Raw genomic sequence first — 25604 nt, 5'->3', positions numbered from 1 at the left:
GGGTCTGCGGATTCGTGCAGGCTCGCTCCGGTCGCCGCGCAGTCATCGTCCACGGCAGGAGCATCTTCGCCGGCGTCCATGCCAGGTCCGCTGGTGCGTCTTGGCTATGCCATCAAAATGCATTCAATCGCTTGCAAGACGGCGCCGTACAGCGTCGATGAGAAAGCGGCCATATCCCGATTCAGAATGATTGTAAGTGACAGTCGCATCTCGCAACAATATACAGTCAATCAGACAGCGCGCCGGATACGGAATGATATGAAGACCTGGGACCCTGACCTCAGCCGCAGCAACGGACCCCGCTACATGGCGATCGCCGACGTGATCGAGATGGACCTGCGCAGTGGCCATCTGGTTGCAGGCGACCGTCTGCCGCCGCAGCGCGAACTCGCAAAGCGGCTCGGCATCGATTTCACCACCGTGGCGCGCGGCTATCTCGAGGCGCAGAAGCGGGGCCTCGTCGGGTCGCATGTCGGGCGCGGGACGTTCGTGACCGGCGGCACCGACAAAGAGCGCCGCGGTTTCGTATCCGATGCGACCCCGGATCTGCGCCGCGCCTCCGTCGTAGACTTCTCGATGAACATGCCGCCGGAGCCGGACGATCCGGACCTCCTCGCCCGCATGCGCGAGGGGCTCTCGGCGGTCGCCACCAACCTCGTGCCGCTGCTACGCTACCAGAGCTTCGGCGGCGCCGGCATGGACAAGGATGCCGCCTCCGCCTGGCTCGGTCGCCGTGGGCTCGTTGCCTCGCAGGAGCGCATCTTCGTCACGCCCGGCGCCCATCCGGCCCTGCTGGCGATCTTCGGCATGCTGGCGAAGCCCGGCGAGACCGTGCTTTCGGAAAACATCACCTACCCCGGGATGCGCTCGATCGCTGCCCAATTGCGGCTGACGCTCGCCGGCCTGCCCATGGACGCGGACGGCATCATACCCGCGGCATTCGCGCAAGCCTGCGAGGCCAGGAGGCCGAAGGCGCTCTATCTCAACCCGACCCTGCAGAACCCGCTGACCCTGACGATTCCGGAGCGGCGGCGGGAGGAGATCTGCGCGGTGGCGCGCCGCTATCACGTGCCGATCGTCGAGGACGACGCCTACGGTTTCATCCCGCTCCACGGCCCGCCGCCGCTGGCGGCGATGGCGCCCGACCTGACCTGGCATATCGGCGGACTTGCGAAATGCATCGGCGCGGGATTGCGGCTCGCCTATGTCGTCGCGCCGGATACCAAGGCGGCATGGCCGTTTGCGAGCGCCATGCGGGCGAACAACGTCATGGCTTCGCCCCTGACCGTGGCGCTCGCGACCCGCTGGATCGAGGACGGCACCGCCGACAGTATCCTGCGCTTCGTTCGCGAGGAGGCCGCGGCGCGACAGGCGCTCGTCGCGGACGTGCTGCCCGCCGGCAGCTATCGCAGCGATCCGATCAGCTTCAACATCTGGCTGCCGCTGACAGGCGGCTGGACGCGGTCGACGTTCGGCAGTCACATGCGTTCGGCCGGGATCGGCGTGGTGGCCAGCGATGCCTTCACCGTCGACGGGCCCGCCCCCGAGGCGGTCCGCGTCTGCATCGGCGGCCCCATTGGCCGGCAGACCCTCAAGGGCGCCCTCGAGTTCATGGGGCATGCCCTCGAAGGTTCGCCGGAAATGGCCGGCTCCTTCTTCTGATTGCATCCAGCGCGATGCCGCGCCCTATCGCCGGGAGCGGCACCTGTGCCCCGGGGAACACCGCGTAGCAGGCGGGCGGGGCATAAGTCGGCTGCGAGCCCATGGTTCGCAGCCATGGCGCCGCGATTGCGGCGCTGGCCATGCAACAGAGAACCGGAGACCCAGCATGAGCAAGTTTTCGCGCGCGGCGGTATCACCCGCCGGACACGGAACGTCGGCGATGGCGTTCGGCAGGCATGTCATCCGCATGATGGCCGCCAATACCGGCGGGACGTTCGGAATGTTCGAGGCCTTCGTCGCGCCCGGCGAAGGGCCGCCGCTTCACGTCCACGAGCGTGAGGACGAGTTCTTCCGGGTGTTGAAAGGCCACTTCGGCTTCTGGTGCGCCGGCGACTATCTCGAACTGACAGCGGGCGGATGCATCGCCCTTCCCCGCGGCATTCCCCACCGGTTCGAGAACATCGGCAGCGAGGAAGGCGCGCTGATGGTGGTCGTCACGCCGGGCGGTTTCGAGTCCTTCTTCCTGATGATCGAACTCTGCAAGCCGGAAACGCCCGAGCAGATCGCTACCGTGGCAGGCGAATTCGGTCTCACCATCATTGCCGGCGAAGGTCGGCAGGCTGCCTGAACGGGAATCGCAGCTGCCGGAGATCGGGGGCCGCCCGGCCTCCTCCAAAAAGCCCCCGGGCGCGCGCGTCGGCATGACTCGCCGCAGGTTCGGGCAATCCGGCGTGCACTATGCGTCGGCGTTGTCGACAAGGCTTGACACTCAACCTACTAGTAGGTAGGTATTGGTCATGAGCAACGTGTCCACCACCTCCGACGACATCCTGGCCTGCGCACGGTCCCTGATCGTCGCCGGCGGCTACAACGGCTTCAGCTATGCCGACATCGCCGAAGTGGTCGGAATCCGCAAGGCGAGCATCCATCACCACTTCCCCGGCAAGGTCGATCTGGTTCGAACGCTGGTAGCACGGTATCGGCAGGAGGCCGAGGCGGGATTGGCGAATCTCGAGCGTCAGGTGTCCGATCCGCTCGAACAGCTTCGCGCCTATACCGGGTACTGGCAAGCCTGTATTGCGGATGCGAGCGCACCGTTCTGCGTCTGCGCGCTGCTGGCAAGCCAGCTCCCGGTTCTGCCCGAGGAGGTCGGCCTCGAAGTCCGGGCGCATTTCCGCTCCCTGTCCGCCTGGCTCGCATCCGTGCTGGAGCGCGGCGCGCGCCATGGCCAACTCCAACTGGCGAGTACCCCTCGCGCCGAGGCGGAAGCGTTCATGGCGACGGTTCACGGGGCGATGCTCTCCGCGCGCGCCTATGGCGATCCGCAGATGTTCGGTGCCGTGACAGGCCCTCTCGTGGAGCGCCTCGCTTCGCGCGATCAAAATCGGGACGAAGGGAGGTGAACGTGAGTACACTTGGTTCAACCGATCTGGAGCGCAGGCTCCGCACAATCGAGGACAAGCTTGCGATCTACGAACTGATCGCATCGCACCCGCCGAGCGCCGATACGGGGCATGCCGCCTACACAACGTCGGTCTACTGCGAGAACGGCGTCTTCGATCGCGGTCCGGCGCTGGACGGCGCGGAGGGTGCGAAGGCCATTGCCGCGTTCATCCAGAGGCCGGAGCATGACGAGGCCATTCGCGGCGGGCTCGCTCATTTTTCCGGCCTGCCTCTCGTCGACCTGCGGGGCGACACCGCGATCGTGACCTCCTATCTGATGATCATCCACCTGGATCATGACGGCCGGCCACGCGACCTGCCAAATCACGGCGTATCGAGGGGATACCGGATACACCGCGCCGTCGTGAACCGCTGGGAGCTCGAACGGCGTGATGGCCGCTGGATGATCGCGAGACGGACCCTCCTTCCCGTCGACGGATCGCAGATACAGCAGGAACTGCTGCGTACGGGATTGAACGAGTTGCATTTTTCATAGCCAGGAAAGCCGAAATCGGCTGTGTCCGGATCCTGTGGAGCGGTCGAGGCAGGATGCCGTTCGGGGCCCGGCGCCGACGCAATACTGAAGAAAGTCGGCGGAACTTGCCTTCTCTATCTACCTACTAGTTGAGAGAATTACTCGCGGTCATCGGGATCGCAAAGGAGACGACATGTTTGGAATTTCACCGCTCGGCTGGGTGCATACGCTTGGCAGCCTGCCCGCCATTCCGCTGGCGGCCTATATGTTCGCCCGCCACGGGCGGATCGTGCCTCGCTCGGGCCCCGGCGTCGCCTATTTCGTCTCGATGCTGATCGGGGCGGCCACGGTGTTTCTCGTCGGGCATCAGCCGGTGAGCTACGTCGTCGGTGTCGTGACGATCGTGCTGCTGGTCGTGGGCTACGGCGTCGGCCGCCTTGCGGGGTTCGGACGGGCCGGGAGATACATCGAGACGGTCTGTCTGAGCCTCACCGCATTTCTCCTGATGGTGCCGACCGTCAGCGAGATCCTGCGCCGCGTTCCGGACGGCCATCCCTTCGTCACCGACCTGCATTCGCCCCTCCTTCTCGGGGCCCAGGCCGGCCTTCTCGTTCTTCTCGTCGTCGGCCTGACGGCGCAGATCCTGTACCTCCGCAGGCAGGGGAGGGTCGCGGCGCACCTGTCGATGCGATAACCGATCGCAGACGTGCACGTGGTCTCTCTGTCAGACCCTGTCCCCGGCCCCGCCAGGCCTGGGACAGGGTCGAGGGATATCGGATGGCGGAGCAGGTACCTTCCCGCAAGCATTGTATTTTTCCCTCGATCGGACGAGAGTTGGGCGGCCGGACATCTCGTCAACAGCAAATCGAGGCGCTTATGTTTCCACTTTCGCACATGATGAAGTCGTTCATACGCAAGGGTTGCCTGACTGTCATCGATGCAGAGGGAAAACGCCATGTCTTCAAGGGCACGCCCGGCCCGCAGGTGACGATGCGGCTGACCGACAGAAAGCTCTACCGGACGTTGGTGTTCAATGCCGAGCTTGCGGCCGGCGAAGCCTATATGGATGGAACGATGCGGTTCGAGGAGGGCTCGACGCTACGGGATTTCCTGACGCTCTTCTCGGTCAACCGGCTCTCGCTCGGTTCCTATCCGATCCAGAAGGTGTTGCGCGCCATCAAGATGCGCTTCCGCAAGCGCCAGCAGTCGAACCGCAAGGGGCAGGCGCAGCAGAACGTCGCCCATCACTACGATCTCGGCAACGATTTCTACAAGCTGTTCCTCGACGAGAACATGCTCTATTCCTGCGCCTATTTCCGCGAACCGGGCGAAACCCTCGAACAGGCCCAGCGCAATAAGCTCCGGCTTCTCGCCAGCAAGCTCGGACTGAAGCCCGGCATGAAGGTGCTCGATATCGGTTGTGGCTGGGGCGACCTTGCGCTCTATCTCGCGGCACTGGAGAATGTGGACGTTCTCGGCGTGACGCTTTCGAAGGAGCAACAGGCACTTGCCTCGCAGCGGGCGGAAAAAGCCGGGCTCGCCGGCCGCGTCCGGTTCGAACTGAAGGATTACCGCGACGTCGAAGGATCCTTCGACCGCATCGTCTCCGTCGGCATGTTCGAACATGTCGGCGTCCATCACTATGACGAGTTCTTCAAGAAATTGAACGCTTTGATGCCGGATGACGGCGTGGCGCTCCTGCATTCGATCGGGCACATGAGCCCGCCCGGCATGGCAAGCCCGTGGTTGCGGAAATACATCTTCCCCGGAGCCTACTCGCCGGCCCTCTCCGAGGTGTTCGAGGTTGTCGAGCAGAACAGCCTCTGGGTCACGGATCTGGAATTTCTGCGCGTCCACTACGCGACGACGCTCGCCCATTGGACAGAACGCTTCGAGGCGAACCGCGACAAGGTGATCGCGCTCTACGACGAGCGCTTCGCCCGCATGTGGGAGTTCTACCTGATCAGCGCGGAGATGATGTTCCGCACCGGCAGCCAGCTCGTCTTCCACATGCAGCTGTCGCGCTCCCGCGACGCCGCGCCGATCGTGCGCGACTACATCACCGATACGCAGCGCGACTATATCGAACGCGAGAAGACGCTCAGCCTGTCCGTGTGAAGGACGGCTCGACCTTGCAGGCATCCGGCGGGCTTGCCGAGCGACCGGCGCCGGGCTGGCCGGAAATCGTCCGTGCTGCCGTCGCCCCGTTCACCAGTTGCCGGGGTCGGCTGTGTGATCGATCACGGCATATTCGTCCGCCTTCTCTCGATCGAGCACGACCGTCGTCGTCCCTGACTGGCCCGTGACAAGGTAGTCGATCGGCACCGAGCCCCGGCTCAGTGCGCGATACATCAGGAGAGCAGCCTCCTCGGCGGTCTCTGCTTCCGTCTTGAGAGTGGTCGTGACTGTGAAGGTCGGCATGGTGCGGCCTCGCTGTGTGGACATCTCGTGCGACGGGAAATGTAGATCCTGCGACGCCTGAGGGCCAGATCCAGGTGGCCGCTGTGATCTCCGACATTTTTCGCGACAAGGCCATGGCGGTCGGGGCGCCAGGATGAAGGGTGGCTCTCGGCTGATCCGCGCCGCGAGACACCGGACGATCATTGCACCACTGCGGGTGCCGTGAACGTATAGCCGACGCCGTAGACGACCTTTATCGGCACGTGCAGGTTGGTCTGTTCGCCGATCTTGCGGCGAAGGCGGCTGACGACGGCATCGAGATGGCGGTTGTCGAAGTGGGCTCTGGGGCGAGCGATCGTTTCCGCCAGCTTCTCGCGTGCGCAGATCCCGCCGCCATCGCTGCAGAGGGCGCTTACGAGTGCGAACTCGGTCGCCGTCAGCTTGAGCGAGCGCTGGTTGGGCGCGGTGAGGGTCCAGTTCCGGCTGTCCAGGACCCATCTGTCGCCGGTGCCGTCGGCCGCCTCGGCCTGATCGCCCGTTCGCCGCAGCAGGCTGCGGATCGCGGCTTCGATCTCCCGCAAGGTACTGTGCTTGACGAGATAGATATCGGCGCCGCTTTCAAAGCCCCGGACACGGTCGTCGCTGTCGCCTAAGGCCGTGAGCATGATGATGCCGCAGCGATAGGCCTTGCGGATTTCGCTGGCCAGTTCGAATCCGTCGCCATCGGGCAGTCCGACATCGAGGACGATGACGTCCGGCGGTCCCTGTTCGCCCAGAAGCCGGCGCAGGGCTTCCGCCGTCGCAACGCCCTCGGCGGTGAAGCCGCAGAGCCCCAGGAAGTCAACCAGATCCTTGCGCAGCCGCTGCTCGTCCTCGACGATCAAAACGCGCGTCAATTGGCAATCTCCTCTAGCTGTGCCGGCTCCGCCGCCTCCCGGAGCAACGGCACGCGTGCCACGGCCGTCGTTCCCCCTCCTTCATTGGCGAGCAGGTCCAACGTGCCGCCATGGTAGGCGAGAAGCTGGCGGGACGAATAAAGGCCGAGCCCTGTTCCGTTGCGGGCCTTGGTGTTGGAAGCGCGGAAGAACCGGCGCCCGATCTTGTGCATCTCGGCCTTCGGGATGCCGATGCCGCGATCACGGACCTGGATGATCACGAGGCCGAATTCGGACCGGCCTTCAATGTGAATGAGCTGATCCTCGGGTGAATATTTGAGCGCGTTGTCGATGAGATTGATGACGACGGTCGCCAGCATATCGGGATCGGCAATCGTCGAGATCGCTTCCCCCTCCGTGCTGAAACGCAAGCGATGACCGCGCCCGGTCATCTCGAAGTGCAGTTGCACGTCGGCGATGAGCGATGCGATCTGCATCGGTTCCGGTCGAAAATGATTGTCGCCGTCATTCGTCATGAAACGTTCGATCAGGGAGAACAGCCGGTCGAGCGCCTCGCCGATGCCGGCGAGCCGTTCCCTCGTCGCGTCCCGCGATTTGTCGCCGACAAGCCCGATCATGTCGACGGCGTTGCGAATGACCGCCAGCGGAGTGCGGAACTCGTGGCCGACAATGCGCATGAAGTCGGCCTGCTCTTCACGAAGGGCGCGTTCGGCCTCGAGGCTGGCACTCAGCTGGTTTTCCAGCCTGCGGCGTTCCAGCACTTCCCGCGACAAGGCTTCGTTCTTCTCGTGCACGGCCGCGGAAAGGCGTGAACTGACCATGAAGAGCAGGCAGGCGAACAGCGCGATCAGGAACAGGGTTCCCTGCAACAGATACCAGGCATTGCGGTTGTCGAGCACCGCGATGTCCTGGGGGCTCGCCGGAAACCAGAATTCGAACGCACTGTGGACGATGCTGGCTGCGATGTACTCGGCCAGCACTGCCATCGTGATCCAGCGCAAGAGCCGGGGCTGCGTCCGGTCCCGCAGGAGCGCCACGCACATCACCGACATCATGATCACCGTAAAGAGGGTCGATGTGTGGATGCGGATGGCAAGATTGCCCGGATCGAACGTCACGGCGAGGCCCCAGGCCACGCCCTGAAAGACAAGCAGCGAGACCCCGATCCAGGTATAGCGCGGCTGGCCCAGGAAGCGTGCCAGACCTTCGGCGAGCAGGACCAGGCCGAGCTTGATGATCGTGTTGTGCAGCACGATGGACCATGCCGTGGGCTGGTCGCTTCTCAGGATCATCAGGAGAAGCCCGATCGCGATGGCGGTATATCCCGCTGCGAGAAACTTCAGTTCGTAGAGATGGCGCCAGGCCAGCCAGACGAAAATCCAGGCGACCGCCTGCAAACTGGCGGTTGCCAGATCGACGACCAGCACTGTCTTGAGGTCCAGCATCCTTCAGAAGTTGCACAGGGACATCGCGGGCGCAAGTCATCCGTTCACGACGCGCAGTCTGCAACAAGCGCGCGAGCCGCAGCCACGATGGAAAGGGCCGGCAGAATCCGGATGAATTCAAAAGAATTGGTCGGACAACGGGGCAGGGGATCCACGATCGGCACTCTTTCCCGGTGTCCTGGGGCACCCCGCGCCGGGCAGCGCCGTGCAGGTTTTCGTCAGAATTGAACAGTTTTGTTCGGTAGATTTTCCGACATCTTTTGCCCTACCGTCTGCATTGTCGTGACCTGACATTTTTTTGGTTGTTTTTTGGTTGGAGGGGAGCCCTTCGCGCGCCGATCATGCATGCGAGGAACCTGGGCCCACCTGCTTCGATATTTTAGGGACTCATCGCATGAAGCATTCATCCGTGGGCCTTGGCCAGGAAGCATTCGTTCCCAAGCGAAACGTACCGCATGCACTGATCGTCTTAGCCGTTGGCCTCGGCGGCGCCACCGTCGCCGGCGACGCCTATGCAAGCTGTAACGGGTCGGCGACGCAGACCCTCGATGCAGCTTCCTACGGCTATAGCTGGTCGCTTTGCCAAGGCGACGATGGCGTCGACAAAAGCGATGAGAAGAACGGCGCGCAGGGGGACAATATAAATTTCAATGCCATCAATGCGGGGACATATACAGGCGACACATCGCTCCCTTACGGTTCGGAAGGTGCCGACCAGAACGCTCTCATGATCGGACGCACACGCGGCGGCGACGGCGTCGACGAGGGTGCGGCGGGCGCGGGCGGCACCGTGACGATCACCAATGGCGGCGATATGACGCTGACCAGTTCCGGCGATCCAGGCTCGATCGGCAACCTGATTTCAGGATTGAGTTTCGGCGGCGATGGCGATTCGGACAACGACAACTACAAGTCCAGCGGCGGCCATGGCGGGGCCGGAAATACGGTCACGATCACCAATTCCGGGGTGCTGAACGTCGAATCGATGAACTCGAATACGGCCAGGGGCATGACCGGCATCCTCGGCTGGAGCCAGGGCGGTGTCGGCGGCGAACAGAACAGCGGCGCAGCGGGCGACCAGGTGGGTGGCAACGGCGGCAACGGCGGGGCCATCAACATCACCAACACCGGCCAGATATTTCTCGGCGGCGTGGCGGTCCCCCTGAACGGACTGGACAATGCCTGGGGCATTGCCGCCAAGTCCATCGGCGGTGCCGGCGGCAACGACAACGGCGCTGGCGGCGCTGGCGGCTTCGTCACCGTCACCAACGGTTCGAACGGCGGCGGTGCCTCGATCGGCGCGATCAGCATCTATGCGAACGACACCGACAGCGTTCGCGGCATCTATGCGCTGACCCAGGGCAGCCACGGCACGGCCTCCTTCGATTCCTCCGACAATGGCGGCAATGGTGCGGCTGGCGGGGGGATGAACATAGTCACCTACGGCGACATCACCGTCGTCAGTGGCGGCGAGGTGAGCGGCGTGTCGGGAGGCCTTGTCGGCATCGGACAAGGCGGCGATGGCGGAACCGGCTATAGTTCATCCGACGGAGGCGCCGGAGGCTCCGGGAGCGCCGATGTCCTGACCCTGACGGTCGAGGGGGGCGCCACTGTCTCGACCCAGGGCGATGATATCGCCGGCATGGTCGGACTGAGCCAGGGCGGACGCGGCGGCGACGGCGATTCGGGTGAGAAGGACAGCTCGGGCGGCAACGGCGGTACCGGCGGCCAGATCCAGATGAACAACTACGGCGTCATCAAGACGGATGGCAGCCATTCCTACGGCCTGCTGGGCCAGAGCATCGGCGGCCAGGGCGGCAACGGTGGTGACGATACGGCCCTCCTGGGCACAAGCGGTGGCGGCGGCTACGGCGGCAATGCCGGTGGCGTTGGCGCCTACATGACCGGCGGTGCCAGCATCACGACGACGGGAGATTTCTCGGCTGCGGTCACCCTGCATTCGATCGGGGGCGGGGGCGGCACCGGCGGCGACTTCACGGACGTGCTGGGCGGTGGCGCCGGCAATGGCGGCAATGGCGGCAATGGCGAGGTGGCCACCGTCAACAATGCCGGCGGGACGATCACGACCTATGGCGAGCATTCCTACGGCATCCTGGTGCAATCGATCGGCGGCAGCGGCGGCACCGGCGGCATCGCCGACGGGTTGACGCTCGAACTGGGTGGCGACGGCGGTTCCGGCGGTTCTTCCGGGACGGCCAGTGTCCAGAACGCCGGCAAGATCACCACCTCGGGCTATTCGGGACACGGTATCGTCGCGCAGTCGATCACCGGCGGCGGCGGCGCTGCCGGCACGGCCGGCGGCGTGCTGTCGATCGGCGGTTCCGGCGGTTCCGGCAACACCGCCGGCAACGCCGAGGTCCAGAACTCGGGTGTCATCAGCACGGCCGGCGACGCGGCGATCGGCATCATATCGCAATCGATCGGCGGCGGCGGCGGCACCGGCGGCGGCGCGGCAGGCATCGCAACCGTCGGCGGCCAGGGCGGTGCCGGCGGCAACGGCGCGCATGCCGACGTGCTGCTGAACGGTGGCTCGGTCACCACCCAGGGCGAGATGGCGCATGGCATCATGGCGCAATCGATCGGCGGCGGCGGCGGCAATGGCGGCAACGTGATCGACCTGTCGGTCGGCGTTCCCGCGCTCGGCGTCGGCGGCACCGCCTCTGGCGGCGGCAGCGGCGGATGGGCTTGCGTTACGAATCTGGATGCCAGCGACGATTGTTCCGCCGGCACCGGAACGCCGCAGGCCGTCAGCATCGCGACCGGAGGTTCCGGGGCGCTCGGCATCCTTGCGCAGTCGATCGGCGGCGGCGGCGGCAATGGCGGCAACGCCACGGGCGACGATGCCGGGCTCGGCAGCTTCCAGATCGGCGGCGGCGGCGGCGGCGGCGGCTACGCCAACACCGTGACCGTCGGCTTCGACGGCCTGACCCTGACGACCCAGGGCTCGCACGCTGCGGGCATCGTGGCCCAATCGATCGGCGGCGGCGGCGGCACCGGCGGATCCGCCAGTTCCTATTCCGAAGACATCGGCTTCACGGCGTCGGTAGCCGTGGGCGGCACCGGCGGTTCCGGCGGCGCGGGCGGTGCCGTTGTCGTGGACCTGACCGACAGCACCATTTACACCGGCCAGGGCGGCGGCGACGTGACCGACGCGATCGGCGTACTGGCGCAATCGATCAGCGGTGGCGGCGGCAGCGGCGGCTCCTCGATTGCCGACGCGCTCACCGTGGCGGTCCCGACCGGCGAAGACGTCTCGCTGGCGATGAGCGTTTCCACGGCCGTCGGTGGCAGCGGTGGATCGTCTCATGACGCCAACTCCGTGTCGCTGACGCTGGACGGCACCGCGGTCTCCACGAAAGGCGTCTCGTCGCACGGCCTCGTGGCGCAATCGATCGGCGGCGGCGGCGGCAATGGCGGCAGCGCGTCGTCGATGTCCGCGACCGCCGGCACGGTCGACACCATCAGCGCCGACATCGGCGTCTCCATCGGCGGTTCGGGCAGTGGCGGCGGCAATGGCAGCGCCGTCAATGTCGATCTCAAGAACGGCGCCTCGGTGACGACGGCCGACGACTATGCCAATGCGATCGTGGCGCAGTCGATCGGTGGCGGCGGCGGCAATGGCGGCATTGGCTCGGTCAACAGCAAACAGATCGGCAGCGGCTTCAATCTGGCGGCAAATGTCGGACTCGGCGGCTCCGGCAGCGGCGGCGCCAGCGGCGGGAACGCGACTGTGGATCTCGAGAGCGGCACCCTGCTGCAGACCAGCGGATCGGGGGCACGCGGTGTGATCGCCCAGTCGATCGGCGGCGGCGGCGGTACGTCACAGGGCGCCAGCGTCGGGCTGTCTGCCAGCGCGGATCTGCCCGGCGGAGAAGCCGAGGAATCCGAAGGCAGCAGCGCTTTCACCGCGTCCGTCGGCGTATCCCTTGGCCGCACCGGCGGCAGCGGCGGCACAGCCGGAACGGCTACCGTCACCAGCAGGGGCGGGATCATCACCTCCGGTGCGGATGCGGACGGAGTGCTTGCCCAGTCCATCGGCGGCGGCGGCGGCTTGGGCGGCTCGGCGGGGCAGGCCTCTTCCGACGATTCCGAGCCGCTCGACGATGAGGGCGAGAGCGATTGCTCGAGCGAGGACGGCGACGGTGAATCCGGCTACTGCTTCAATGTCAGCGTCGGCGCCACCATCGACGACGGCGGCACCGGCGGAGCCGCCGCCAATGGCAACACGGTCACGCTGACCCATGGCGGCCAGATCACCACCACGGGTGACTGGGCCGACGGTATCGTCGCGCAGTCGATCGGCGGCGGCGGCGGCGCCGGTGGCACCTCCACCGCATCCGGCAGCCAGGCGACCGCCAATATCACCGTCGGTGTCGGCGGCAGCGGCGGCGCCGGCGGCAATGGCGGCGCGATCAATGTCACCTTCGACAGCGACGACGGCACCGCCAGCATCGATACCTCCGGCTATAGCGCCTATGGCGTGCTGCTACAGTCGATCGGCGGTGGCGGCGGCCAGGGCGGCGACGGCTCCGACAAGGCGGCGGGCAAGATCACCGTCGGTGGCGGCTTCGGCGGCAGCGGCGGCGGCGGCGGCAACGGCGGCACGGTCACGGTCGCTGCGGGAAGCTGGCTCAGCCTGCAGACCAGCGGTGACGATTCGATCGGCCTCCTGGCCCAATCGATCGGCGGCGGTGGCGGCGTCGGCGGCGCCGGCAGCAGCGAGGCGGCCGAAGACGATGATAGCCATGCAATCGACCTGGTCGTCGGCGGCGCCGGCGGCAGTGGCGGCAGCGGCGGCGAAGTCGACCTGAACTATGGCGGTGGCGTGGACACCCATGGCGACCGCGCCCATGGCATCGTCGCCCAGTCGATCGGTGGCGGCGGCGGCATCGGCGGCGCGGGCGAGGCCGACAGCATCGGCTCGCTCGTCGTCGGCGGCGCGGGCGGCGGAACGGTGAACGGCAATGCCGTCACGGTCAACCTGACCAGTGACAGCTCGATCCATACGCGGGGCGTGGCCGCCCACGGCATCGTCGCGCAATCGATCGGCGGCGGCGGCGGTATCGGCGGTACCGCATCGGGCGCGCCGCTTTCCTTCAAGGGCAACAGCCCGGGCAGCTACGGCGATGGCGACGACGTCTCCGTCACCGTCAACGGCGGCATCGTCGCGGATGGCGACCATTCCTTCGGCGTGCTTGCCCAGTCGATCGGCGGCGGCGGCGGTTTCGGCGGTAACGCGACCAGCGCTTTCATCGGTTCCAACGGAAATCTCTCGTCGGACGGCAAGAGCGGCGACGTGACCGTCACCCTCGACGCAGGCAGGAACATCCAGGCGACCGGAGAAGGCTCGATCGGCATATTCGCGCAAAGCGACGCCGGGACGGACAATAACGGCACCGTCAACGTCACCGTCAATGGATCCGTCACCGGTGGCTCCGGCGACAGCGGCGCCGGCATTTGGGTGTCGGCCGGGAAAAACAACGAGGTGACCGTCAATGCCGGCGGCAGTGTCTCGGCGGCATCGGGCGTTGCAGTCCAATATACCGAGGGGGTGAACGCACCCTCGGGCAGCGCGCTGACGGTGTACAATACCGGTGTCATCAACGGCAGTGTCAAAGGGGCAGCCACCCCTGATGCCAAATTGGCGAAGACGGCCCGCATCGACCGCTACATGGCTGTCTCCGTCGTGAACAGGACGGGTGGCCTGTTGACGGATGCGGAGGTCTATGAAGCTGACGTCGTCAATCATGGCCGGCTGGTAGTCGGGGGCTCAGGCGCCGTCGACGTCGCCAGGGTCACCGGAGACCTCGCACAGGGCCGGAACGGCGTTCTGGCGATCAACGCCGATTTCGCCGGCTTCCGCATGGATCGCCTGGTCGTCGATGGCGACGCGGCACTTGCCGGCGGGTTCACGGTGAGTGCCGAAAGCGTCCTGCCCGGCATCAGCCTGCCTTTCCTCACTGCGGGGGGCAGCCTGGACCATTCGCTGATCGGCCAGTCGGCGATCTTCGACTACGCGATGACCCAGACCGGAAACAGGCTGTCGCTTTCGGCGGATGGGGCGCACTTCGCCGATCCCGGCTTTGCGCTGAGCAAGGACCAGGACAACGTCGCCGACCACCTGCAGGAGATCTGGGACGCCGGCGGCGGCCCCTACGGTACGCTGTTCGGCACCCTCGGCACCCTTGCCGACGGCGATTCCGGTGGCTACGGGGCGGCCCTGTCCGATATGTCGCCGGGCGTCGCGGGCGCGGCCGCGGCCGGCAGCATCGTCACGACGCAGCAGCATCTCGACCTGCTGCTGAGCTGCCCGATGTTTGCCGGTGACAGCGCATTCCTGACCGAGACGGAATGCGTATGGAGCCAGGCGGGTGTGCAGCGGCTCGACCAGGAGTCCAGTGGCGGCGTCTCGGGCTTCGGCACCACGACCTATTCGATGCAGGCCGGTACCCAGATCGAGGTGTCGCCCAACTGGTTCGTCGGCTTTGCCGGCGGCTATGACCGCAGCGTCATTCGCGGTGACGACGGCCGTGTCAACGCCGACGGCGACATCCTCTATGCCGGCGCTTCGTTGAAGCATGAGACCGGTCCCTGGCTTCTATCGGGCGCCGTTGCCGGCAGCTATGGCTGGTACGACAACACGCGCACGATCCGGATCCCGGGCTTTTCCGGCCAGGCGGAGGGCGATCCGGAGGTCTACAATGTCAGCGCCCGGCTGCGTGCCGCCTACACCTTTGCGCAGGACGCCTACTATGTGCGGCCGCTGGTGGATTTCGATCTGATCTATTCGCATGCGGGTGGCTATCGCGAATCGGGCGCCGGCATGCTGGATCTAGTGGTCGACGACACCGGCCAATGGAGCTTCCACGTCACCCCGGCGATCGAGGTCGGCACGCGCGTGGACCTGAACGAGACGACGGTCATGCGGGCCTTTGCGGCCACCGGGGTAAGCTTCAGCAGCGCTGACAGCTGGGAGACGTCCGCCCGGCTGGCCGGTGCGCCGTCAGGGGTCGGCGTATTCGACAGCGAGGTGCCTCTGGCCGAGGTGGTCGGCCGGCTGAATGCAGGCGTCGATATCGCCAACGACAACGGCTTCAGCCTGCGCCTCAACTACCAGGGCTCGTTCTCCGACACCTACACTAGCCACGGCGGCGCCGTGCGTGTCGGTTACAAGTTCTGAGGGAGGGGAGTGGGATAGCGGGACTGCGTGCTCACCGGCCTCCTGCCGGGCCTGTCGCATAGTGTTCCGACAGCAGTGTAGCCGTGCCGGTCACTGTCCGCCACGGTGATGTGCCGCCGGTCAGGTCTGCCCTGCCGTCAGAATATGTCGGGCTCGCCGGCCGTCGGCCCGAAACCAGCCTCGAGGTAGTCGAAGTCGCAGCCCTTGTCGGCCTGCATCACGTGCCGAGAGAACATCCAGCCATAGCCTCGCCCAAACTTCGGCGCGGGTGAAGGAAGCGAGGCACGACGCGCCTGAAGCTCCTCGTCCGGCACCAGCATGTCTAGCCGGCGGTTCGGAAGATCCATCCGCACGATGTCGCCGGATCTCAGCAGGGCAAGCGGACCGCCGACATGGCTCTCCGGCGCGACATGCAGCACGCAGGCGCCATAGGATGTGCCGGACATGCGCGCATCCGAAATGCGGAGCATGTCGCGGTGGCCTTGGTTGATGAGCACTTTCGGGATCGGCAGCATGCCCCATTCCGGCATGCCCGGCCCTCCTCTCGGGCCGGCATTGCGCAGCACGAGCACGGTGTCGGGCGTGACATCGAGCGTTTCGTCATCGATGGCCGCCTTCATCTCGGGATAGCTGTCGAAAACGAGCGCCGGACCCTGGTGCCGCCAGAATTTCGGATCGCAGGCGGCGGGCTTGATGACCGCGCCGTCCGGACAGAGATTGCCCCTGAGTACGGCGAGCGATCCTTCCGGATAGACGGGATTGGAGAGCGGCCGGATGACATCGTCGTTATAGACGGCAGCACCCTCCAGGGTTTCGCCGAGGGGTCGGCCTGTCACCGTCAGCGCGGAAAGATCGAGCCGATCCGCAAGCTGCACCATCAGCGCGCGAAGTCCACCGGCATAGAAGAAGTCTTCCATGAGGTAGTCCTTGCCGGAAGGGCGGATGTTGGCAATCAGCGGCGTCGTCCGCCCCAGTGCATCGAGATCGTCGAGCGTCAGTGAGACCCCGGCGCGTCTTGCGATCGCCAGGAGGTGGATGACGGCATTGGTGGAGCAACCTGTCGCCATCGCGACGATCGCAGCGTTACGGATCGAAGCATCGGTGACGATCCGACCCGGCCCCAGATCCTCCCACACCATCTCCACGATACGGCGCCCGCATTCCGAGGACATGCGGATGTGGCCAGAATCGGCGGCCGGGATGGAGGACGCCCCGGGGAGCGTCAGCCCCATGGCATCGGCGATCGCCGTCATGGTCGAGGCGGTGCCCATCGTCATGCAGGTACCATAGGAGCGCGCAATGCCGCCCTCGATGCCAAGCCATTCGCGATCCGAAATGTTGCCGGCCCGCCGCTCGTCCCAGTACTTCCAGGCATCCGAACCGGAGCCGAGAATCTTGCCGGCGTAGTGCCCGCGCAGCATGGGCCCGGCCGGCAGGTAGATCATCGGCAAGCCGGCCGAAAGCGCCCCCATGATCAATGCCGGCGTGGACTTGTCGCAACCACCCATCAGCACCACGCCGTCGAGCGGATGGCAGCGGATCTGCTCCTCCGTCTCCATGGCCAGCATGTTGCGATAGAGCATGGAGGTCGGCTTGGTGAAGGTTTCGTCGACCGAAAGCGCAGGCAGTTCGACGGCAAATCCGCCGCCCTGGGCGATGCCGCGTTTCACGTCCTGGACGCGGTCCCTGAAATGCGCATGGCATGGGTTGAGGTCGGACCAGGTGTTCAAAATGCCGATGATGGGCTTTCCGAGATAGTCCTCCGCGGCATAGCCCATCTGCATCATGCGCGAACGATGCCCGAAGCTGCGCAGGTCGTCCGGCCCGAACCACCTGGCGCTTCGCAACTGATCGGCTGTCCTTCTCATTGCTTTTTTCATCCTGTTCATTCCGTGAATGCTTCGTCCCGCTTCCGGCTGATGCTGGGCGAGAGCACGAGGACGAGGACGACGATGGCGCCGAGCAGCAGCGACAGACTGAGAGGGCTGCGCACGAAGATCGAAGGATCGCCCTGGCTGATCAGCATGGCGCGGCGCAGGTTCTCTTCCAGCATGGGGCCGAGGATGAAGCCGAGCAGGAGCGGCGCCGGCTCGAAACGCAGCTTGCTGAGCGCGAAGCCGATCACGCTGAATATGGCCATGATGAAGACATCGAACACACTGTTGTTGATGCTGTAGGCGCCGATGCAGCAAAAACCGATGATCGCGGGAAACAGCAGGTGATAGGGGATCGTCAGCATGCGAACCCAAAGGCCGATCAGCGGCAGGTTCAGGATCACCAGCATCAGATTGCCGGACCACATCGACACGATCATGCCCCAGAACATCGCAGGCTCGTCAGAGATGACGTTGGGGCCGGGCGTGATGCCCTGAATGATCATCGCGCCGACCATCAGTGCCATGACGGGATTGCCGGGAATTCCGAGCGTCAGCATCGGGATGAAGGAAGTCTGCGCGCCGGCATTGTTCGCCGATTCCGGTGCGGCGACCCCTTCGATCGCGCCCTTGCCGAACTCAGCGCGGTTGGGCGACATGCGCTTTTCCATGGCATAGGCGGCAAAGGATGCGAGCATGGCGCCGCCGCCCGGCAAAACGCCGAGCAGCGAACCAAGGGCCGTGCCGCGCAGGACGGGGCCGCGAATGCGCCTGAAATCATCGCGGTTCAGCATCAGGCCGGTGACCTTCTTCACCCCGACAGAGCGCTCGTGCTCGCTTTCGAGATTGCGCAGGATCTCGCAGATTCCGAATATGCCCATGCTGACGGCGACGAAGTTGAGGCCGTCATAAAGCTGCGGAACGTCGAAGACATAGCGCGGCGTCCCGCTTTCCACATCGGTTCCGATCGAACCGAGAAGCAGGCCGAAGACGATCATGGCAATGGCTTTCAGCAACGAACCGCTGGCGAGCGCCACGGAAGCCACCAGACCGAGAACCATCAGGGAGAAGTATTCGGCCGGCCCAAACTTCAGCGCGATCGCGGCCAGCGGTGGGGCGGCGGCGGCGAGCAGAACCGTGGCGACTGTGCCGGCGAAGAACGAGCCGAGCGCCGCGGTTGCCAAGGCTGCGCCGGCGCGGCCGTTTCGTGCCATCTGGTACCCGTCGATGGCGGTCACCACCGACGAACTCTCGCCCGGCAGATTGATCAGGATCGCCGTCGTCGAGCCGCCGTACTGGGCACCGTAGAAGATGCCTGCGAGCATGATCAGTGCCGATTCCGCCGGGAGGCCGAAGGTGATCGGCAGCAGCATGGCGATTGTCGCCGTCGGCCCGAGCCCCGGCAGGACGCCGATCGCGGTGCCGAGAAGGCAACCGATGAAGCAGTAGACGAGATTGATAGGCAGGAACGCGGTGGTGGCGCCAAGCCACAGATCGGACAGGAGGTCCATCACAATCCTCTTCGAGATCGCCAGTGCGGGTTAGAAAGCATGGAGGAAGGGAATCCACGATCCGAACGCACTGACGGGGAGAGACAGCAACCGCGTGAACAGCAAGACCGAGCAGACCGCCATGAAGGTGGCCAAGAGGATCGATTGGCGCCAATTGGCATACTTGCTGGCGAAGCCGACTGCGACGATCATCGCGAACATGGTCGGGGCAAGTCCCAGTCCGGAAAGGGCCAGGCCGAAGAACACCGGCGCCACGATCACAAGACCATAGGCTTTCCAGTTTGCGGGTTCCGGGTCCCCGTCCTCTGCTGCGACGAACAACGACTGGACGATGATCGACGCGCCGATCACGATCAGCAGCAGACTGAGCATCATGGGGAAATAGCCCGGCCCCATCCGGAACGAGTTTCCGACCTCGAGCCCACGGCCGAACCAGATGAACAGCAGGCTGATGGCGATCATTGCCGCGCCGCCGGCAAAGTCGCGGGCATTACGAATCTTCAACATGGCTTCAAGTCCACGGAACAAATGATGCGCCGGCCAGGCGTCCACCTGGCCGGCGGGCAGAGTTTACTGCAGCGGAAGATTCGCGGCTTTGATGACCTCGGCCCACTTCGCCGTTTCACCGTCGATGAACTGAGCGAACTCCTCGGAGGTGTTGCCCACCGGCGTTGCGCCCATGCCTTCGATCTTCGCCTTCATCGCCGGATCGTGAAGAATGGCCTGAACTTCCTTGCTCAGCTTGTCGACGATTTCCGGAGGTGTGCCGGGCGGTGCGAAAATGCCGTGCCATGAGGTGGCCTCGAACTCCGGGATGACACTGGCCATGGTCGGCACATCCGGAAGAAGCGAGGCCTGGTCGAGGCTGGTGACGGCAAGGGCGCGCAGCTTTCCGGCCTTGACCTGCTGGGCGGCCGTCGGGATGTTGTCGAACATGAAATCGACGTGGCCGGCGACGACATCCATGATCGCCTGGCTGCTGCCCTTGTAGGGCACATGGGTCATCGTCACGCCGGCCTTGTTGGCCAGAAGCTCGCCGGCAAGGTGGATCGAGGTGCCGACGCCCGAGGAAGCATAGGTATGCTTGCCCGGCTCCTTCTTGAGAAGCTCGATCAGTTCCTGAACGGAATTGACCGGCAACTTGTCGGCATTGACCACCAGTACGTTCGGCATCGTCGCGATCAGCGACAGGGGCACGAAGCCCTTTTCCTTGTCATAGGGCAGCGTCTTGTAGAGCGTCTGGTTGATCGCGTTCGAGCTGACCGTGCCCATGCCGATCGTGTAGCCATCGGGTTCGGCCCGGGCAAGATCGCCAAGCCCGATGTTGCCGCCGGCGCCCGGCTTGTTCTCAACGATGAAACGCTGGCCGAGGCGCTTGTCCAGCTCCTCCGCGACAAGCCGGCCGAGGGCGTCCGTATTGCCGCCGGCGGCAAAGGGTACGATGACGGTCACACTCTTCGAGGGATACTCGTCGGCCCGGCCCGCATGGCTCGTGGCCGCCAGGATCGAAGCGGCGAACGCCGCCAGTGTAAAGAATCGCTTCATGCGCATGAATTCCTCCTCCCTTGGCGCCTGTCGCGCCAAACTCCAATACCCAATCCGGTTCCTCCTCCGGAAATGAAAGCGCTTTCATTTTAGCGCCGAATCGTTCCGCCGCAAGCGGAAATTGAAATGCGTTAATTTGTTGAATTTCGATCATTTTACCGGAGATATTAGTTCTCTTGCAGAAATTCACTTGCACTACTTCAGAATGAAAGCGTAAATCATTTTGGAGAATTCATGATGACAAAACGCGAGAAGAATACGCAGCAGCCACCCCTCTCGGGGCCTGCCACCCTGGCCGACATCGCCAGGCTGGCCGGGGTATCACCGGTGACCGTGTCTAGGGCGATCAATACGCCCAAGCTCGTCAAGCCTCGGACGCTGGAAGCAATCGAGCGTGTCATCGCGAAGACGGGCTACGTCCCGAACCTCCTCGCAGGTGGCCTGGCATCACGCAGGACGCGCCTGATCGCAGCCATCGTACCTTCCGTCGCGAGCACGATCTTTGCCGAAACCATCGAGGGTCTCAACGCCGAACTCGTTTCCGCCGGGTACCAGCTACTCCTCGGCCTTTCCGGCTATGATCTCAACCGGGAGCTGGAGCTGACCCGGGCGATCCTCGCTCGCCGACCGGACGGTATCATTCTCACGGGCATCACGCACATGAAGGAGACGCGGGCGATGCTGACCGGCGCGGGACTGCCGATCGTCGAGATATGGGATTCGACGCCCTCGCCGCTCGATACGGCAGTCGGCTTTTCCCATTATGACGTCGGGGCACTGGTCGCCGAGTATTTGCTCGCCAAGGGCCATGAACGCTATGCGCAGATCGGTGCCAACGATCCGCGCGCGCGCCAGCGCCGGGACGGCTTTGTCAGCCGACTGGCCGGCATCACCACTGTTGAGATTCCTGCCATCGAGATGAACTCGCCATCGACGTTCCAGGACGGGCGGGAAGCACTGGGCCAACTGCTGGATCGCGGCGGTGGCTCACTTGCGGTATTCGGCAGTTCCGACGTCGTCGCGCACGGCGCCTTGACGGAGGCGATAGCGCGCGGTTGCAGGGTGCCGGAAGACGTCGCCATCGTCGGCTTCGGCGATTTCGATTTCGCGCCTCATACCTATCCGCCTCTGACAACTGTCAGAATCGACCGTCGCATGATCGGCACCCAGGCAGCCCGGTCCATTCTGAGGAAGATATCCGGCGAGGACGTCGCCTCGATGGTCGAGGTCGATTTCGAGATTGTCAGGCGGGGCTCCGCATAACGCCATCGGTCTTGAGTTCGCGGACAATCGTACGGAGAACAGGAGAATGTTCGAGGGCGGCGATGCGTTCAGGCGGACAACAGGGCTTGATCATCGAGTTCCCGCAGGAAGGACGGCATGTTGGAGCGAACGATGTCGAAGAGGAAGTCGATCACCATGCGCACCCGGGGAACCGTGCGCAGGTCATGATGGCAGATCAGCCAGTAGCTGCGTCGAAGCTCGATCTCATCGGCAAGCACGATCTCCAGTTCCGGATATTGCTTGGCGATGAAGTGCGGCAGGATGCACAGGCCGAGCTCGTTGCGGGTGGCGGTCAGCTGGGCAAAGATGCTCGAACTCTGGAAGCGCGCCTTGATCCCGGGATGCACGTCGCCGAGATAATCGAGGCCCGGCGCGAAGATCATGTCCTCGATGTAGCCGATGAAGGGATGCTGCAGCAGTTCGTCGCGGCTCAGGATCGGGCCGTGCCGTTCGAGGTAGCGGCGCGCGCCGTAGACATGCAGGCTGTAGTCGGCGATCTTCTCGCAGTAATAGGGGCCGGCCTTCGGGGGGTCGAGGGAGACCGCCAGATCCGCCTCCTTTCGCGAGAGCGACATGATCTGCTGGATCGTCACCAGTTCGAGCGCCAGGTTCGGATGGCTTGATGCGAAATCGCGCAGCCGGTGGGCGAAGAAGAAGTTGGCAAAGCCCTCCGGCGCGCTCATGCGGATGACGCCGCGCTGCGCCGTGACGCCGCCGGAGATCTCCGCCTGCAACCGGTCCGCCTCGGCCTCGATCTTCTCCGCCGTTTCGATGAAGCGCTGGCCGACGGCGGTCAGCACATAGCCGCGCGGATTGCGCTCGAACAGTTTCACCTTCAGGGCGAATTCGAGCCGGTCGATGCGGCGCGACACGGTCGCGTGGCTGGTCCTGAGCTGGCGCGCCGCGGTCGACAGCTGCCCCGTTCTGGCGACCGCCAGAAAGTACATGAGGTCGTCCCAGGTGAAATGTGGATTCGCACTCATGTCACACTCCCCTCTGTTCAAATATGAACAGACCCTGTTTGGAATTAGTTTCGGCCGGGCCTTGCGTCAATCCGGCTTTTTGGGAAACTAACCGTGGGAGGGCCGTCGTCGGGAGGACGATCGGCCAATTTTTGAACAGATCCGCATCCTGTTAGTCTCTGGGAGGAGAACTATGCGTAAGAGCCTCATTGCGTCCACGGCGATTCTCTTGGCCATGGGCACGTCCGCCTTCGCCGCCGACGTTTCCGACGGCATGGTCAAGATCGGTATCCTCAACGACCAGTCCGGCGTCTATGCCGATTTCGGTGGCAAGTGGTCTTACGAGGCCGCGAAGATGGCCGTCGAGGACTACGGCGGCAAGGCTGCCGGCGCACCGGTCGAGGTCGTCACCGCCGACCACCAGAACAAGGCCGACATCGCCTCCAACATCGCTCGCCAGTGGTACGACACCGAGCAGGTCGACAGCATCATGGAACTGACGTCGTCGTCGGTCGGTCTCGCGGTCCAGGCGCTTTCCAAGGAAAAGAAGAAAATCACCATCAACACCGGTGCGGCGACGACGGAACTGACCGGCAAGCAGTGCAGCCCCTACGGCTTCCACTGGGCCTACGACACCCATTCGCTCGCGGTCGGCACCGGCGGCGCGCTGGTAAAGCAGGGCGGCGACAGCTGGTTCTTCCTGACCGCCGACTACGCCTTCGGCTATTCGCTGGAAGAAAACACGGCCGCCTTCGTCAAGGAGAACGGTGGTACGGTCGCAGGCTCGGTTCGCCATCCGCTCGGCACGACCGACTACTCCTCGTTCCTCCTGCAGGCCCAGTCCTCCGGCGCCAAGGTGATCGGCCTTGCCAATGCCGGCCTCGACACGTCCAACGCCATCAAGCAGGCGGCTGAGTTCGGCATCGTCGCCGGCGGCCAGCGTCTGGCAGCCCTGCTCTTCACGCTCGCCGAAGTCCATGGTCTCGGCCTCGAGGCCGCCCAGGGCCTGACGCTGACCGAGGGCTTCTACTGGAACCGCGACGAGGAGTCGGCGAAGTTCGGCAAGCGCTTCTTCGAGCGCACCGGCCGCATGCCCAACATGGTCCAGGCCGGCACCTATTCGGCCGTGACCCAGTACCTGAAGGCCATCGACAAGGCCGGCACGGACGATGCCGATGCCGTGTCCAAGGCATTGCATGAAATGCCGGTCAGCGACGTCTTCGCCCAGAACGGCACGGTCGCCCCGAACGGCCGCATGATCCACGACATGTACCTGCTCGAGGTGAAGAAGCCCGGCGAAAGCGACGTCGACTGGGATTACTTCAAGGTGCTGGCGACCATTCCGGGCAAGGATGCCTTCATCGATCCGGCCAAGAGCGGCTGCGATCTGGTGAGCCAGTAAGTCTGGTCGCACATATGGCCATGTCTGAAAGACAGACGCAGCCGGATCCGCGGGTGGTGCTTTCCGCCCGCGGTCTTCGGCGCGATTTCGGCGGCTTCACTGCGGTGAAGAACGTCGACCTCGACGTGCATCATGCCCGCGTCCACGCCCTGATCGGGCCGAACGGCGCCGGCAAGACGACCGTCTTCAACCTTCTGACCAAGTTCCTGCAGCCGACGCACGGCACGATCACGCTGCTGGGCACGGACATCACCAGGACCCCACCGGACAAGGTGGCCCGGATGGGCCTGGTCCGCTCCTTCCAGATTTCCGCGGTCTTCCCACATCTGACGGTGCTCGACAACGTGCGCGTGGCGCTGCAGCGGCCGAACAATCTCGCCACCCAGTTCTGGAAGCCGATGTCGTCGCTGAACAGCCTGAACGCACGCGCCGACGAACTGATTTCCATGGTCGGGCTCGACAGGTGGCGCAACGGCATCGCCGCCGACCTGTCCTATGGCCGCAAGCGCGCGCTGGAGATCGCCACGACGCTGGCGCTCGACCCGAAGGTGCTGCTGCTCGACGAGCCGATGGCCGGCATGGGCCAGGAGGATGTCGGCGTCATTGCCAACCTCATCACCGACCTTGCCAAGGACCGCGCCATCCTGATGGTTGAGCATAACCTCAAGGTCGTGGCCAACATCTGCCACCACGTCACCGTGCTCCAGCGCGGCGAAATCCTGGCCGAGGGCGACTACGCCGCCGTCAGCCAGAACGAACAGGTCCGCGTCGCCTATATGGGCACGGAGGAGGCCTGAGATGAAACCATTGCTCCAGGTCAAGGGTCTCAACAGCTGGTACGGCGAGAGCCATGTGCTGCACGGCGTCGACATGACGGTCGGCGAAGGCGAGATGATCACCATTCTCGGCCGCAACGGCGTCGGCAAGTCGACGACGCTGCGCACGATTGTCGGCATCCTGCGCGAGCGAAAGGGCCAGATCCTGTTCGATGGCCGCGACATGATGGGCGTGCCGTTGCACAAGACGGCGCATGCCGGCATCGGCTTCGTGCCGGAGGAGCGCGGCATCTTCGCGACGCTGACGGTGGAGGAGAACCTCATGCTGCCGCCGGTCGTCGCCAGGGGCGGCATGTCGCTCGACGAGATCTACGAGCTCTTTCCGAACCTCGCCGAGCGCCGCACCAGTCCCGGCACAAAGCTCTCCGGCGGCGAGCAGCAGATGCTGGCGATGGCCCGCATCCTGCGCACCGGCGTGAAGATGCTGCTTCTGGATGAGCCGACCGAGGGTCTGGCGCCGGTCATCGTGCAGCGCATCGGCGAAGTGCTGAAGAAACTGAAGGAGCGCGGCATGACCGTGTTGCTGGTCGAGCAGAATTTCCGCTTCGCCAGCAAGATCGCCGATCGCTTCTACCTGATGGACCACGGCCAGATGGTGGCGGATTTCCCGGTAGCGGAACTGCCCGACCAGATGCCGATGCTCCACAAAGTCCTGGGGGTCTGACCGC

General features: G+C 64.7%; 19 protein-coding genes. 11 read left to right on the top strand and 8 right to left on the bottom strand.

The window, feature by feature from the left end; translation table 11 throughout:
- The first annotated feature begins 258 nt into the window (after nt 1–258).
- The 6 genes from LQK81_RS11625 (at nt 259) to LQK81_RS11600 (ending at nt 5698) form a co-directional block, all read left to right on the top strand.
- Nucleotides 259–1662, top strand: a complete 1404-nt coding sequence (locus LQK81_RS11625; protein WP_230806438.1) for an aminotransferase-like domain-containing protein — start codon at nt 259–261, stop codon at nt 1660–1662.
- A gap of 166 nt (nt 1663–1828) precedes the next feature.
- Nucleotides 1829–2290 (top strand): cupin domain-containing protein, encoded by a 462-nt coding sequence (locus LQK81_RS11620; RefSeq protein ID WP_230806437.1) that lies wholly within the window; start codon nt 1829–1831, stop codon nt 2288–2290.
- 169 nt (nt 2291–2459) lie between these two features.
- Nucleotides 2460–3065, top strand: coding sequence for a TetR/AcrR family transcriptional regulator (locus LQK81_RS11615; RefSeq protein ID WP_230806436.1), 606 nt, complete (start codon nt 2460–2462; stop codon nt 3063–3065).
- 2 nt (nt 3066–3067) lie between these two features.
- Nucleotides 3068–3601 carry a nuclear transport factor 2 family protein gene (locus tag LQK81_RS11610; protein WP_230806435.1) on the top strand — a complete coding sequence of 178 codons (534 nt, stop codon included), beginning with the start codon at nt 3068–3070 and terminating at the stop codon, nt 3599–3601.
- A gap of 172 nt (nt 3602–3773) precedes the next feature.
- Nucleotides 3774–4274, top strand: coding sequence for a hypothetical protein (locus LQK81_RS11605; protein WP_230806434.1), 501 nt, complete (start codon nt 3774–3776; stop codon nt 4272–4274).
- A gap of 182 nt (nt 4275–4456) precedes the next feature.
- Nucleotides 4457–5698 carry an SAM-dependent methyltransferase gene (locus tag LQK81_RS11600; protein ID WP_230806433.1) on the top strand — a complete coding sequence of 414 codons (1242 nt, stop codon included), beginning with the start codon at nt 4457–4459 and terminating at the stop codon, nt 5696–5698.
- A gap of 90 nt (nt 5699–5788) precedes the next feature.
- Here LQK81_RS11600 and LQK81_RS11595 read toward each other — a convergent pair whose 3' ends face one another.
- From LQK81_RS11595 to LQK81_RS11585, 3 genes are all read right to left on the bottom strand, one after another.
- Complete coding sequence (locus LQK81_RS11595) at nt 5789–6001, bottom strand: hypothetical protein (protein WP_230806432.1); 213 nt, start codon at nt 5999–6001, stop codon at nt 5789–5791.
- 179 nt (nt 6002–6180) lie between these two features.
- A complete protein-coding gene (locus LQK81_RS11590; RefSeq protein ID WP_230806431.1) occupies nt 6181–6876 on the bottom strand; it encodes a response regulator transcription factor in 696 nt (231 codons plus the stop codon).
- Nucleotides 6873–8321, bottom strand: a complete 1449-nt coding sequence (locus LQK81_RS11585) for a sensor histidine kinase (protein WP_230806430.1) — start codon at nt 8319–8321, stop codon at nt 6873–6875. Before LQK81_RS11585 ends, LQK81_RS11590 begins: the two co-directional genes overlap by 4 nt.
- Before the next feature lie 394 nt (nt 8322–8715).
- Here LQK81_RS11585 and LQK81_RS11580 point away from each other — a divergent pair, with 394 nt between their 5' ends.
- Entirely contained in the window at nt 8716–15522 is a 6807-nt protein-coding gene (locus LQK81_RS11580) for an autotransporter outer membrane beta-barrel domain-containing protein (protein WP_230806429.1), read from the top strand.
- 137 nt (nt 15523–15659) lie between these two features.
- Here the strand turns inward: LQK81_RS11580 and araD are convergent, their stop codons facing one another.
- Genes araD through LQK81_RS11560 form a run of 4 tightly spaced genes read right to left on the bottom strand, consistent with a single transcriptional unit; the run spans nt 15660 to nt 20458 of the window.
- A complete protein-coding gene (araD, locus tag LQK81_RS11575) occupies nt 15660–17390 on the bottom strand; it encodes an L-arabinonate dehydratase (protein ID WP_442967112.1) in 1731 nt (576 codons plus the stop codon).
- A 17-nt stretch (nt 17391–17407) separates the two neighbouring features.
- A complete protein-coding gene (locus LQK81_RS11570; protein WP_230806427.1) occupies nt 17408–18907 on the bottom strand; it encodes a tripartite tricarboxylate transporter permease in 1500 nt (499 codons plus the stop codon).
- 30 nt (nt 18908–18937) lie between these two features.
- On the bottom strand, nt 18938–19459 hold the full coding sequence (locus LQK81_RS11565) for a tripartite tricarboxylate transporter TctB family protein (protein ID WP_230806426.1): 522 nt from the start codon (nt 19457–19459) through the stop codon (nt 18938–18940).
- A gap of 18 nt (nt 19460–19477) precedes the next feature.
- Complete coding sequence (locus tag LQK81_RS11560) at nt 19478–20458, bottom strand: Bug family tripartite tricarboxylate transporter substrate binding protein (RefSeq protein ID WP_230806425.1); 981 nt, start codon at nt 20456–20458, stop codon at nt 19478–19480.
- A 231-nt stretch (nt 20459–20689) separates the two neighbouring features.
- Between LQK81_RS11560 and LQK81_RS11555 the strand changes: the two genes are divergently transcribed.
- Nucleotides 20690–21715: a LacI family DNA-binding transcriptional regulator gene (locus tag LQK81_RS11555; protein ID WP_230806424.1), complete on the top strand. Its 1026-nt coding sequence runs from the start codon at nt 20690–20692 to the stop codon at nt 21713–21715.
- A 68-nt stretch (nt 21716–21783) separates the two neighbouring features.
- On the opposite strand, the gene LQK81_RS11550 is transcribed toward LQK81_RS11555, so the two are convergent.
- Nucleotides 21784–22719 (bottom strand): LysR family transcriptional regulator, encoded by a 936-nt coding sequence (locus LQK81_RS11550; protein WP_230806423.1) that lies wholly within the window; start codon nt 22717–22719, stop codon nt 21784–21786.
- Between the two features lie 172 nt (nt 22720–22891).
- On the opposite strand from LQK81_RS11550, the gene LQK81_RS11545 reads away from it, so the two are divergent.
- The 3 genes from LQK81_RS11545 to LQK81_RS11535 are packed head-to-tail and all read left to right on the top strand — an operon-like array spanning nt 22892 to nt 25600.
- Entirely contained in the window at nt 22892–24100 is a 1209-nt protein-coding gene (locus tag LQK81_RS11545; protein WP_230806422.1) for an ABC transporter substrate-binding protein, read from the top strand.
- 14 nt (nt 24101–24114) lie between these two features.
- Nucleotides 24115–24897: an ABC transporter ATP-binding protein gene (locus LQK81_RS11540; protein WP_230806421.1), complete on the top strand. Its 783-nt coding sequence runs from the start codon at nt 24115–24117 to the stop codon at nt 24895–24897.
- Nucleotide 24898: 1 nt separating this feature from the next.
- On the top strand, nt 24899–25600 hold the full coding sequence (locus tag LQK81_RS11535) for an ABC transporter ATP-binding protein (protein WP_230806420.1): 702 nt from the start codon (nt 24899–24901) through the stop codon (nt 25598–25600).
- Nucleotides 25601–25604: the final 4 nt, after the last annotated feature.

This window comes from Rhizobium sp. GN54, assembly GCF_021026345.1.
Taxonomy (GTDB): domain Bacteria; phylum Pseudomonadota; class Alphaproteobacteria; order Rhizobiales; family Rhizobiaceae; genus Mycoplana.
This window is presented reverse-complemented; position numbering and strand designations above follow the sequence as displayed.